Origin of the sequence: Pseudomonas paraeruginosa PA7, assembly GCF_000017205.1 — a bacterium.
Classification (GTDB): domain Bacteria; phylum Pseudomonadota; class Gammaproteobacteria; order Pseudomonadales; family Pseudomonadaceae; genus Pseudomonas; species Pseudomonas paraeruginosa.
The window spans coordinates 3,503,749-3,515,821 of the sequence record NC_009656.1 but is presented as its reverse complement, the minus strand read 5'-3'; the positions used below and the strand labels follow the sequence as shown (position 1 = coordinate 3,515,821).

13 protein-coding genes are annotated in these 12,073 nt (G+C 65.0%); 4 read left to right on the top strand and 9 right to left on the bottom strand.

Features of this window, described 5'->3' with window-relative positions; all coding sequences use genetic code 11:
* Positions 1 to 57 precede the first annotated feature (57 nt).
* On the bottom strand, positions 58 to 345 hold the full coding sequence (locus PSPA7_RS32925; protein WP_003154191.1) for a hypothetical protein: 288 nt from the start codon (positions 343 to 345) through the stop codon (positions 58 to 60).
* Between the two features lie 169 nt (positions 346 to 514).
* On the opposite strand from PSPA7_RS32925, the gene PSPA7_RS32920 reads away from it, so the two are divergent.
* Positions 515 to 901 (top strand): hypothetical protein, encoded by a 387-nt coding sequence (locus PSPA7_RS32920; RefSeq protein ID WP_003154194.1) that lies wholly within the window; start codon positions 515 to 517, stop codon positions 899 to 901.
* Between the two features lie 13 nt (positions 902 to 914).
* On the opposite strand, the gene PSPA7_RS16110 is transcribed toward PSPA7_RS32920, so the two are convergent.
* The 8 genes from PSPA7_RS16110 to PSPA7_RS16075 form a co-directional block, all read right to left on the bottom strand.
* Positions 915 to 1,538 carry a glutathione S-transferase family protein gene (locus tag PSPA7_RS16110; RefSeq protein WP_012076107.1) on the bottom strand — a complete coding sequence of 208 codons (624 nt, stop codon included), beginning with the start codon at positions 1,536 to 1,538 and terminating at the stop codon, positions 915 to 917.
* Positions 1,539 to 1,627: 89 nt separating this feature from the next.
* On the bottom strand, positions 1,628 to 2,017 hold the full coding sequence (locus PSPA7_RS16105; RefSeq protein ID WP_003154198.1) for a hypothetical protein: 390 nt from the start codon (positions 2,015 to 2,017) through the stop codon (positions 1,628 to 1,630).
* A complete protein-coding gene (locus PSPA7_RS16100; RefSeq protein WP_003154200.1) occupies positions 2,014 to 2,751 on the bottom strand; it encodes a hypothetical protein in 738 nt (245 codons plus the stop codon). Before PSPA7_RS16100 ends, PSPA7_RS16105 begins: the two co-directional genes overlap by 4 nt.
* A complete protein-coding gene (locus PSPA7_RS16095) occupies positions 2,748 to 5,177 on the bottom strand; it encodes a penicillin acylase family protein (RefSeq protein ID WP_012076106.1) in 2,430 nt (809 codons plus the stop codon). The genes PSPA7_RS16100 and PSPA7_RS16095 overlap by 4 nt, the downstream gene beginning before the upstream one ends.
* A 25-nt stretch (positions 5,178 to 5,202) precedes the next feature.
* Positions 5,203 to 5,826 carry a 2OG-Fe(II) oxygenase gene (locus tag PSPA7_RS16090; protein WP_003154201.1) on the bottom strand — a complete coding sequence of 208 codons (624 nt, stop codon included), beginning with the start codon at positions 5,824 to 5,826 and terminating at the stop codon, positions 5,203 to 5,205.
* Positions 5,827 to 5,844: 18 nt separating this feature from the next.
* A complete protein-coding gene (locus tag PSPA7_RS16085) occupies positions 5,845 to 7,119 on the bottom strand; it encodes a fatty acid desaturase (RefSeq protein WP_012076105.1) in 1,275 nt (424 codons plus the stop codon).
* A gap of 18 nt (positions 7,120 to 7,137) precedes the next feature.
* Entirely contained in the window at positions 7,138 to 8,307 is a 1,170-nt protein-coding gene (locus PSPA7_RS16080; RefSeq protein ID WP_012076104.1) for a hypothetical protein, read from the bottom strand.
* 5 nt (positions 8,308 to 8,312) lie between these two features.
* Complete coding sequence (locus PSPA7_RS16075; protein ID WP_012076103.1) at positions 8,313 to 9,080, bottom strand: sterol desaturase family protein; 768 nt, start codon at positions 9,078 to 9,080, stop codon at positions 8,313 to 8,315.
* A gap of 761 nt (positions 9,081 to 9,841) precedes the next feature.
* Here PSPA7_RS16075 and qscR point away from each other — a divergent pair.
* The 3 genes from qscR (at position 9,842) to phzB (ending at position 12,070) form a co-directional block, all read left to right on the top strand.
* Positions 9,842 to 10,555, top strand: coding sequence for a quorum-sensing transcriptional repressor QscR (gene qscR / locus PSPA7_RS16070; protein WP_012076101.1), 714 nt, complete (start codon positions 9,842 to 9,844; stop codon positions 10,553 to 10,555).
* 502 nt (positions 10,556 to 11,057) lie between these two features.
* On the top strand, positions 11,058 to 11,546 hold the full coding sequence (phzA, locus tag PSPA7_RS16065) for a phenazine biosynthesis protein PhzA (protein ID WP_003154207.1): 489 nt from the start codon (positions 11,058 to 11,060) through the stop codon (positions 11,544 to 11,546).
* A gap of 35 nt (positions 11,547 to 11,581) precedes the next feature.
* Complete coding sequence (phzB, locus tag PSPA7_RS16060) at positions 11,582 to 12,070, top strand: phenazine biosynthesis protein PhzB (protein WP_012076100.1); 489 nt, start codon at positions 11,582 to 11,584, stop codon at positions 12,068 to 12,070.
* The last annotated feature ends 3 nt before the right edge of the window (positions 12,071 to 12,073 follow it).

Below are 12,073 nucleotides of genomic sequence, written 5' to 3'. Positions count from 1 at the left end.
TGTCAAAGTGCCACTTCGCAGCCTTCCTCATGGTGGATGGCTGCGAAGGAGAGTCGATCAGGCCAGTTGCGCCGGGTCGAGCATGTCGCTTTCGAAGGTCATCCAGCCGCCGTTCTCGCTGGCCGCGCCGTCGAGGATCGGGCCGTAGTAGGTGAGGCCGATGGTCAGGCTGAAGCAGATGTGGGTAGCGTTCTCCGGGGCGTCCAGCTGGCCTTCGAAGTGCAGCTTGAGCACGCCCGGCTCGACGCTTTCCAGGCCGATGGCGACGTTCGGGTTGTCCACGGCCTCGCTTTCGTGGCCGCGTTGCTCGGCGCTGACGGTGAGGGTCACGGTGTCTCGGTACATGTCTTGCTCCAGTTGGCGTGGGGCCGGCGTCGCCAGCGCGGCGGACAGACTACTGGCAGTCGCGCCGGCTGGCCAGTGCCAGCTGCCTGCGGCAGGCGTCGCGCGGGGCCTGGGAATCATTCGGCGGCGGCGCAGTCCAATCCCGCATCACCAACCGACCCCCGAGGGGATGATGAAGCTACCCGTGCTCGCTGTATTGGGCGCCGCGCTGCTGTTGAGCGCCTGCGCGAAGAAGGAGGCCGAGGCCTGTGCCTCGCCGGACGTGAAGGACCAACTGATGCGGATCTTCCTCCAGGGCGCGATCACCGAGCGTTCGCCGGAGTTCAAGGACAGCGCGTTGCGCGACGTGGCGATCCTCGAGAAGGATCCGGACAGCGGCGTGCTGTCCTGCGTCGGCACCCTCAGCGTACCGGCCGGCCAGCAGGTGGTCGAGGGCGTCCTGCAATACCGCATCGCCCCGGTGGCCAAGTCCGACTACGACTACCTGCTGCTCGATACCGCCGGCGCCAACACCACCGCCCTGGCGCAGCGCCTGGGCAAGGCGCTCGGCCAGTGATCGCGCGCCTCGCTCAGGGTACGCCGTTGCGGCCGTGGGCGAGGAAGCCGGGGCGGGCGCCTAGGCGCTCGTAATAGGCGTGCACCGCTGGCAGCGACGGACGCTCGAACGGCGTCTCGTACCAGCGGTTGACCGACAGGCCGATGGCGATGTCGGCCAGGCTGAAGGTCTCGCCGGCGACATAGGCGTCGGTGCGTAGCATTTGTCCCTCGAGGATTTCCATGAAGCCCGTCCAGCCGCGCAGCGAAGCCTCCACCTGGGCCGCGTCGCGGTGCGCCGGCGACTGCCGGACCAGGCTCATGAAGGCATAGCTCCACGAGCGGTTGAGGTCGGAGGCCTGCCAGTCCAGCCACTGGTCGACTCGCGCGCGCGGCGCCGCCTGCTGCGGATAGAGACGTTCGCCGGCATAGCGGTTGGCCAGGTAGCGGATGATGCTGTTGGATTCCCAGAGCACCAGTTCGCCGTCGCGCAGCACCGGCACCATGGCGTTCGGGTTGAGGGCGAGGAATTCCGCCGCGTGGGTGTCGCGGAAACCGCTGCCCCAGTCTTCGCGGCGGTAGGGCAGGTCCAGTTCGGCGCAGGTCCAGAGGACCTTGCGCACGTTGATCGAAGAGGCCTTTCCGAGAATCTCCAGCATGGCGATGGCGCGTCCTTGGACGGATGAGGGAGGCCCCGAGTATACGGGCCGATCCCGTCGACGGGGAGCGGCTCGACCGGGCGGGCCGGCTAGGCGCCACCGGCTTGCCGGTGGCCCGGGTTGCGGCGCGCCCAGAAACCGAAATACAGCCAGCCGATGACGAACGACGGCGCCACGCTCGCCAATGGGTGCGGCGCGCCCGCAAGCCCGTGCAGCGCGGCCATCGGCGTGGTCAGCAGGAGCACCACCAATAGCGGCGCGTGACGTTGCGCCAGGCCGCCGCGACCACCGAAACGGCCCAGCAGGTGCAGGCCCAGGCGCGTTGCCAGGAGGCTGGCGCCACCCTGGAGCAGGGCGGCGACACCCATTCGCGCCAGGCCGCCGTCCTGGTTGGCATAGGCTGCCCAGGCACCGTAGAGCACCGCGGCCGGCAGCGCCGCCAGCCACGGGTCGTCGGAGCGCTGCGCGAGTCCGCTCACCGGATGATCCTCTGCTGCACGTAGGGTTCGGCACCGGGTGCGAGGCGGACCATGCAGAGGATCTGGTCGCTGCTGCCGACGTGGGCGACGAAGTGGTCGTTGGTCCTGGCGTGGCTGGACATCGCCATGCGCGGGAAGAAATCCGGGGCGACGCTGCGCTGCCCGCCGGGTATCAGACCGGTTTCCGCGTCCAGGCGCAGGTTGGCGGACAGCGTGCCGACCACCTCGCGAGCCAGGTCGACCATGTCCGGGCACTGGCTCGACGCTTCCAGGTCCGGGTACAGCGTCGCTCCCGGGATCCGCGCGCTGAGGGCGCGGAACATGTTGTAGACCACCGGGTTGTAGGTCTTCGCCACGATCAGCGGCGGCAGCCCGCCGTTGCGTTCGCTGACTTGGCGCAGGAAGAACTGGTTGATCCGCTTGAACAGGCTGGTGCGGTGGTAGCGGTCGGCAACCATCGCCGTCCACAGGTAGAGGAAGCGCGTCGAGCCACGGACGAAGTCCTTCGCTCCGAGGATGCCGATGATCCGTTCTCCCTCCGGGTCGGTCGCCAGCACCAGGTGGTCGTAGGTCTCGAAGATCTCCGGCTGGTTGCCGAAGTATTGCAGCACATCGAACTGCGGCATTCCCTCTTGCAGGTCGGCGACTATCTTGCGCTTGAAGCCTTCGGGGAATTGCCGCTCGCGGCTGGAGTAGTCGAGGTCGAAGGCGTTTTTCTGCGGATCGCTGGTCATGGTCGTGGCTCGCCGGAGGAAGAAGGTGAAGGGCGCAGGACCAGTGGGCGGTCCGTCGCGCCGGGGGCGTCGTCGGCGATACGGATGTACGCGCCGCGGGCCCAGAGTTCGTTGAGGTCGGTGGCGCCGTCGAACGGCAGGCCGGAGTTGCGGGTGGACAGCGCGTAGCGCGAGTTGTCGAAGTCCGCCAGGTCGATGACCATCCGCAGGGTCGCGGCGATCCGCGTGTTGAACGGGTTGTCGGGGTCGCTGTAGTCGAAGCGCCCGACGTCGACGCTGAAGTTGTCGCCGCCCTTGTTGTTTTTCAGGTCGAACAGCGCGCGCAGCGGGGTCTTGTGGAAGGGCACGTGTTCGGCGACGGCCGCGTGCGCCTCGCCCCACTTCCAGCCGTCCGGCGAAGGTCCGTGGGCGGCCCGCAGTTCGTCCAGCGCGCTGCGCAGCGACTGGTTCAGCTTGAGGTCGCAGCCTTGTTCCTGGCCGCACCAGAAGCGCAGGTCGGCCTGGCCGTCGAGGATCAGCCGGAGGAATCCGTCGTAGTTGCGCTGGTTCCAGCCGCTGGCCAGCAACCGCGAGCCGATCCGCGGTTGCAGCAGTTCGCGGGTGAAGGCGCGCGCCCAGTAGCCGGCGATCAGCGGCGCGGCCAGGTCGGCGGCGGCCTGGTGGTTCCAGCCCCGGAGCAGGGCGAAGGCTTCGCTGGCGCGCAGTTCGGGGTCGCTGACCTGCTCCAGCATCTTCGGCAACAGGCTCGCCATCACGCTGGAAAACTCGTCGTTCTGCAACTCCAGGCTGTCTTCCAGGGTGCGCTGGCCGGGGCCGCCGAGCCACTCGCGAATGCGCTCGTAGCGGTAGGGCAGGACCCAGTCATGGCCGAAGTCGAAGGCATAGTTGGGCGGCACGATGCGCTGGTTCGCCGTGGCGATGAACCCTTCGCGCGGGTTGAGGCTGCGTGGCTTGGCGCTTTCCGGAACGTAGCCGACCCAGTCGTAGCGGCTCTCCCAGCCGGGCGAGGGGGCCAGGCCATGGAGGTCGTCATCGGCGCCGCGCAGCGGTACGCGACCGGCGGAGACGTAGCCGATGTTGCCCTCGACGTCGGCATAGACCATGTTCTGCGGCGGTACGCCGAAGTCGGCGGTGGCCTCGAGGAACTGTTCCCAGCCTTCGGCGCGGTTGATCGCCAGCAGGCTCGGGAAGGTCTTGTCGTGACGGTCGAGGCCGGTCCAGGCGAGCGCGATCACCAGCCGGTCGCGCTGCGCCTGCGGCAGCCGCGCCGGTTCGTAGATGTCGCTGATCACCGGGCCGTGGCGGGTGCTGCGGACCTCCAGGGAGACCGTCTCGCCGTCGCGCACGGCGATGCGTTCCAGGCGCGTCTCGAAGGGCCGGTAGCCGTCCGGGGTCAGGTAGCGCCGTGGGTCCTGGGGGTCGACGCGTTCCAGGTAGGCGTCCTGGATGTGCGAGCCGGTGTTGGTGTAGCCCCAGGCGATGCGCCGGTTATGGCCGATGACGAACAGCGGGGCGCCGGCGAAGTTGGCGCCGGTGAGGCTCAGGCCTGGGATCTCCAGGCGGGCCAGGTAGAAGGCCGCCGGGTTGGTCAGGCGCAGGTGCGGATCGTTGGCCAGCAGCGGCTTGCCGGTGGCGCTGCGGCTGGCGGAGACCACCCAGTTGTTCGAACCGATGCCTTCGACGTTGGAACCGGGCAATTGCCCCAGCAGCTTGCCGGCGTCCGGCGTGCCGCGCAGGGAGCGGTACAGGCTGGTGTAGTCGCGGGTGGCCAGCGGCCGCTCGCCCGGATAGGGGGCGAATACCTCGTTGATCCGCGCCAGGTCCAGGTGCTCGGCCAGCGCCAGGCGCTGCAACTGCATGCCCAGGTTGGCGCTCAGGGACCAGGAATAGAGCAGGTGTAGGGACAGGCTGTCGACCGCTGTCCAGGGCCGCGGCCGTTCGTGGCGGACCAGGCTGAACTCCAGCGGCAGCGCGGCCGGAGCCTGCTCCAGGTAGGCGTTGACCCCGGCGCTGTAGCGTTCCAGCAGGACGCGCGTGGACGCGTCCAGGTTGGCGTGGATGCCCTCGGCGGTGCGGCGGAAACCGATGGTGCGGGCGAACCGGTCCATCGCCAGGGTCTTGCCGCCGAACACCTCGGAGAGCGTGCCGCCGGCATAGCGGCGGGCGAACTCAATCTGCCACAGGCGATCCCTGGCGTGGCTGTAACCGAGCAGGAAATAACCGTCCTCCAGGTTCTGCGCGCGGATGTGCGGGACGCCGGCGGCGTCCCAGGCGATCCGCCCCTCGTGCTCCAGGCCGCTGCCGACCTGGATCTCCCCGTACCTGAAGCCCAGCGGGACGGCCACCAGGTACACCGCGTAGGCCAGCAGCCCGAGCAGCAGGCCGCCGAGCCCGAGGCGCCAGGCGTAACGTGCATTTTTCGACATCGTTTCCGGTCTCCACGCCGGCGGGTCAATAGACCCGCCGGTTCCGTTCCGCATGGCGACTGACGAAGAACACCAGCGAGACGCGCTCGCCGGCGGTCACCTGCTGGACCTCGTGGGGGTAGCTGCAGTCGCTGATGATCACCGAGCGCGGCTCCGGCTTGATGTCGTTGCGCAGGTTGCCGTCGCGGTCGTAGACCACGAACTGGCCGCCGGAGAAGTAGGTGCCGAGCTGCAGGACGATGGAGTACTGGTAGTCCGGGTTGCTGTCGGTATCCAGGTGCCGGCCGATGAACGAGCCGGCCTTCATCCGGTTCACCTGCATGCGCCGGACGTAGAAGGCGTCGTCGCCCATCAGCTTGCGGAACAGGCTCATCACGTTGTCGTTGCAGACGCGCGGGATGATCAGCTCCGACAGCGCATGGTTGACCACCGTGGGACGCTCGCGGTCGGTCATGAAGCGGGCCACGTAGAGGTCGTTCTCCTCGTCGGCGTCGCCGATCAGGATTTTCTCCCACGGCAGGCTCGAATTGGCCAGGACCTGGTTCATCAGCTCCCAGTCCTGCTCGTCGTAGAGCGCGTCGCTGGGGGTGATGTAGGCGCAGCCGTTGGCTGCCAGGCTCTGGGTGATCTGGGCGATCTGAGTATTCATGAGGGTTCCTGTGTCTGATCAGGCAGTGGCCTGGGTTACCGGTTGGTGGGGAAGTGGCTGGTTGGCGGCGTCATGCTCGGGGGCGAGCCGGGCCTGGTTCTCGCGGTACCAGTCGACGATGCCGAACGGGTCCGACTGGCCGCGGCAGAGGTGGTCACGCAGGATCAGGAAGTTCTCCCACATGCCCCAGGTCTCGGTCATCGGGCCGAACTTGGAGGGAAGTGCCTCGTTGGCCGCGCGTTCCGGCGCGATGCGCCAGAAGTTCACCCCCGGCTTGCGGTGGTGGAAGTCGTGGCTGGGCAGGTCCTGCATGAAGGAGAACACCCGCAGCGGGATGTCGATCAGCAGCACGCCCAGGCTCCAGCGAGCGAGCGCCAGGGCGAAGGCCAGGCCCTGCTTGTCGGCCGGGTAGGGGCGGCCGAGGAAGCGTCCCCAGCTCAGCGAGCCGTAATGCAGGAAGCGCGGCAGGCCGTGCTCGTTGCGGGCGAACCAGAGATGCTCGGAGACGTGCTGGATCCACGACGAGTACTGGGTCAGGATGAAGATCGGGAACAGGTAGAACAGCGCGAACGCCTCCAGGTAGCCGCTTGCGCTGACCAGGGCCAGCAGCGCCATCCAGTACAGCGCGCGACTGATCCGTTCGTGGCGCGCGGCGGAGACGAAGCTGACCTCGAAGCGGAACTTCAGGTGTTCGAGGATCCGCGCCGGATGGAACGGGGCGAGCACCAGGCGGGTCCAGAACGCGGCCTCGGACATGCCCTTGTAGAAGCCGTGTTGCTTCATGAAGATCAGGTCGACGTCCTGTTCGGTGTTGAAGGTGCGCACGCTGTGGTGCTCGTTCACGTGCAGCCTGATGTACTCGTCGCGCGGCGTGTGCAGGATCGGGATCGACAGGATCCACTTGCAGGTGAAGCGCGCCAGCGCCTTGCTCTCCAGGCTGGCGCCGTGGGTGGTGTAGTGGAAGGTATGGAGGAAGCCGCGCTGGCGGTTGACCACCAGGCACATGATCAGCGCGCCGAGCAGGCACTTCAGCCACAGCGGCTGCTGCGAGGCGAGCAGCTGCTGGCCGTAGATCACCGCGAGGAAGAACACCGCGTAGCCCCAGCTGATGTGCAGGTAGAGCTGCCAGGGCTTGAGCAGGGTGTCCTTCGGCCGCCGCGGCGGGCGGTCGTTCAGCGACTTGCCGGTGACCCAGGTCCAGAACGGCTGGCAGGGCAGGTCCTTGTAGGTGCGGCGTACGTCGATGCCGTAGCCGTACCTGGAGTAGCGGGTCTTGAACAGTTCATCTTGCATGGCGCAGGCGCTCCCTCGTTACAGGTAGTCGGTTCGGATGTAGAGCGTCGGGACGGTCGCGAAGAACGAGTAGAACGGCTCCATCCGGTAGTGATCGACGGCCAGCACGACGAAGTTGTCGAAGCGCTCGCCGAAGAGTTTTCCCATCAATGCGTACTCGGCGGCCTGGGAGATGAAGCTGGCCCGGATCTGCTCGCGCGACTGGCTGGCGAACCATTTTTCGTAGAGCGGCAGGCGCGACAGGAAGATCGACTCCAGGGCCGGGTAGTCCAGCCCGGTCTGGCCGTAGTCGCCCTGTTCCAGGCGCTGGACGATCTCGCCGTGGGCCCGGTGCCAGCCGTCCTCGCCGCCGCACATCTCGAAGAACGAACAGGTCGCGGCCGGGCAGGGCAGCGCCCCGGCGATCCGCTCGAGCTGGCGTTCGACCTTGCCGAGGAAACCCTCGCGGGTCTCGCCGGTGGCGGGGGTGCGGTTGAACGACAGGTACTCGAACTCGCCGCCGAGGATCGCGTGGCGGATTTCCACCTGGCGCGCCCTGGCCAGCTCCGCCACCGCCTGGCCGGCGCTGACCAGCTTGGCGCCGGCCAGGCCGGGCTGGTCGCCGACTCGCTCGAAGGTGTAGCGCGGCTTGCCCTCGGCATCGCTGGAGTGCGAGTAGTCCGGGCATACCGCGCTCACCAGGTGCAACGGACGGCCTTCGCCAGCGGCGCGCTCCAGCGCCTCAACCAGGCCGCGCAGGGCCCGCTCGCTGGGCGGCATGACGTTGCCGGCGGCCAGCCAGCGCTCGATGTCGCGAGCGTGGCGGTCGAGCTGCGGGATGTCCGGATGCTTGAGCTCCAGCTCGCTCTTGGCGTTGACCGCATCGGCCAGGAGCAGGGTGGTCAGGGACGGGATGCGTCCCTTGCTCTTGAAGCGGTGGATGTTGGTGACCACCGAGTTGCCCTGGCGCAGCTTGAAGTCGAATTCCTGGTGGCGCGACTGGAGGATCAGGTAGAACAGGTAGTTGCTGAACGGCAGCTCGCGCGCGCCGTGGGAGATGCGCAGCTCCAGATACCTGCGTTTCAGTTCGCCGAGGCGCGTTTCCAGTTGCGCATAGGTATGGTCGGGGACCACTTCGGCGAGGGGGAGGCCATACGAGATGGATTTCAATATGTTCCGGCTGAGACGGGAATCGATGTCTGGAATCATGGCGTTCACCTGACGTCGGGCTTGACCAGGACGGGAGCGGGCTCGGTTTTTCCGGGGAGGCTGTGCACGTCGCGGAACAGCAGCATGTCGACGAAGCGCTGCTCCTTGTCGCCGGCGAAGCCCTGCGGCTCGTCGATGCGGCGGGGGTTCTCGTAGGTGCCGAACAACATGTCCCAGATCGGGAAGTCGCTGTAGTTGCACTCGTGGCGGTCGCGCTGGTGGTGGATGCGGTGCATCTCCGGGCGCTGGAACAGGTAGCCGAGGACGTGCGGGGTGCGCAGGTTCGAGTGGTAGAACATCTCGCCGAGCGCGGCGAACATGATGTAGTAGGCGCCGGCCTCGATGCTGATGCCCATCACCACGTAGGCGACGAAGCTGCCCAGCAGCGAGTTGAAGACCATCTCGGTGGGGTGCTTGTAGAAGGAGGTGAATACCTCGATGCGTTGCGGCGCGTGATGCAACTGGTGGAACAGCCGCCAGAGCGTGTCGTTGGCATGGCGCGCGCGATGCCACCAGTAGGTGACGAAGGTGTTGACGAAGTAGGCGGCGAAGCCGGCCAGCAGCGGCGGCAGGGCGTCAGAGGTGTGCAGCAGGCTGTGGTCCATCATCCATTTGTTCCAGGTGATGCCGGCGAGCAGGGCGATCGACACCTGGACGATGTTGAGGAAGATCACCCGGGCCACCCAGGTGCTCACCTTGGGCAACTTCCAGCCGGGGATCAGTTGCTCCAGCATGAATATGAATAGCGCCACTCCGATCAAGTAATAGATCATTCGTTTTTCTCCTCTTCCTTCAGGGACAGACGCGGCGCGGAACTTCGTAGAGGCGAAATACCAGCGTCCTGTTTATTGTTCGAAGCACTTCTCGGCAGGCTGCGGTTATCGCTTCGCTATATGCGGGGAGCGATCTCGGTCAGGCGTGGATACGTTGTCCATGGTCGAATGGAGTGCTCTTCTTAATTGCATCAGAATGCGCTCCTTGAACATCGGCACGGAAAACGAAATGCCTGGTCGAATTAAATTGTCACAGGCATGCAGCGACAACCTGCCCTTCCGGGCAGGTATCTGCGAGGAGATAAGGGGGGAACCATGTAGCTGCCATTTCGTGCCCGTACGCATGCCGTTCCAGCGAGGCTGCGCATGGGTGGATTGTTGGCGGGCGCTTGTCCCGACGACGATGGAGCGTGCGAGAAGAAGAATGAATAAGACCACCGTGAGGCCCGTCGGAGAGCCGTTCGATGGCTCCCGCAAACGCCCGGGGCGCCGTCCCGTCCAGTGCCGCGCAGGCCTTGCGTGGAACCCCGCGTCCGTACTCTTCGGGATTCTCTCTTCAGGTTCGTTTCGCCGCCGCCCGGTCCGGGATGGACGGGAAGGGCGTCGCCTCGAGTTTTGCAACCGGGTCGGCCGCGATATGAACTTGCGTGTCCTGATTGATATAGGGAAGTGTCATGAGCGGATAAGTCGGAAGCCGAAAAGAATAACAATTACCGAGAACCGAATCCTGCCGGGATCGATTGTTGACTGGTGAAGCTGGCATGCGTGATGAGAGAGAGGGATATCTCGAGATTTTGTCAAGAATAACGACCGAGGAAGAGTTCTTTTCCCTGGCGCTCGAGATATGCGGGAATTATGGTTTCGAATTCTTTTCATTCGGTGCGCGGGCGCCTTTCCCCTTGACCGCCCCCAAATATCATTTTCTGTCGAACTATCCAGGAGAGTGGAAAAGCAGATATATCTCCGAGGACTACACGTCCATCGATCCGATCGTTCGCCATGGTCTGCTGGAATACATGCCGCTGATCTGGAACGGCGAGGACTTCCAGGAAAACCGCTTCTTCTGGGAGGAGGCGCTGCACCATGGCATCCGCCACGGCTGGTCGATTCCCGTGCGCGGCAAGTACGGCCTGATCAGCATGTTCTCCCTGGTGCGCTCGGCCGAGAGCATCGCGGCCGCGGAGATCCTCGAGAAGGAATCCTTCCTGCTCTGGATCACCAGCATGCTGCAGGCCACCTTCGGCGACCTGCTGGCGCCGCGCATCGTCCCGGAAAGCAACGTGCGCCTGACCGCCCGGGAAACCGAGATGCTCAAATGGACCGCGGTCGGCAAGACCTACGGCGAGATCGGCCTGATTCTTTCCATCGACCAGCGCACGGTGAAGTTCCATATCGTCAACGCCATGCGCAAGCTCAACTCCAGCAACAAGGCGGAGGCCACCATGAAGGCCTACGCCATCGGCCTGCTCAACTGAGCCGGGCGGCCTGCGACCGGACCGGGGCGTGGCGCGCCCGGCGGTTTCCGCCACGCTGATCGTCCCGGCCGCTCCCCAGACGGCCGCTGCCGCTTCCCGGCGTCGCAGCGACGCCTTCCCTTCGAGCACACCCCGGCCAACCGGGCCCGCCTCGCGCCCGTTCCGTCCTGCCTGGCGATCCCGCTGGAAGCGGTTTCCCTCGGCGGACGGCAAAACGGCGAAAGAATAGAACGGAATTTATGCCTGGCACCTGTAATTTTTAAGGGGTTATGGGGCTTGCAAAAAAGCGTTTATAAGTTTGTCCCCTGTCAAATTTGGTTACATCTGGTTTGCAGGCGAAATAATCGGCATGGCAATTCGGCACTAGTTGAAACTTTGGAGAGACTCCGAAGCGGGCGACTTTTGCCCGGGAAAAGTTACATGGTTTTTTCTCCGGCCTGTCATTCCGATGTCTTCTTTGCGGGATCGAAGCCTATCGATTCGTCTGACGGAGGTTTGCAACATGCGCGAGTACCAACGGCTGAAAGGGTTCACCGACAACCTGGAGTTGCGCCGGCGCAACCGCGCCACGGTAGAGCGCTACATGCGCATGAAGGGGGCCGAACGTTTGCAGCGGCACAGCCTGTTCGTCGAAGACGGCTGCGCCGGCAACTGGACCACGGAAAGCGGCGAACCCCTGGTTTTCCGGGGCCATGAGAGCCTCAGGCGGCTCGCCGAGTGGCTCGAGCGCTGCTTCCCCGACTGGGAGTGGCACAACGTGCGGATCTTCGAGACCGAGGATCCGAACCACCTCTGGGTCGAGTGCGACGGGCGTGGCAAGGCGCTGGTCCCGGGGTATCCGGAGGGCTATTGCGAGAACCACTACATCCATTCCTTCGAACTCGAGAACGGCCGGATAAAACGCAATCGCGAGTTCATGAATCCGATGCAGAAATTGCGTGCATTGGGAATACCCGTTCCGCAAATAAAACGTGACGGCATTCCCGCCTGATTAATGATTATTCCAATTCCAGAGGAGATATGACGATGCTCGATAATGCCATTCCCCAAGGTTTCGAAGACGCCGTGGAGTTACGCAGGAAGAATCGCGAGACGGTAGTCAAGTATATGAACACCAAGGGCCAGGATCGCCTGCGCCGCCATGAACTTTTCGTCGAGGATGGTTGCGGCGGCCTGTGGACCACCGATACCGGCGAACCGATCGTCATTCGCGGCAAGGACAAGCTGGCCGAGCACGCGGTGTGGTCGCTGAAATGCTTCCCGGACTGGGAGTGGTACAACATCCAGGTCTTCGAGACCGACGATCCCAACCACTTCTGGGTCGAGTGCGACGGCCACGGCAAGATCCTCTTCCCCGGGTATCCCGAGGGTTACTACGAGAACCACTTCCTGCATTCCTTCGAGCTGGACGACGGCAAGATCAAGCGCAACCGCGAGTTCATGAACGTCTTCCAGCAATTGCGCGCCCTGAGCATTCCGGTGCCGCAGATCAAACGCGAAGGCATTCCCACCTGAGGC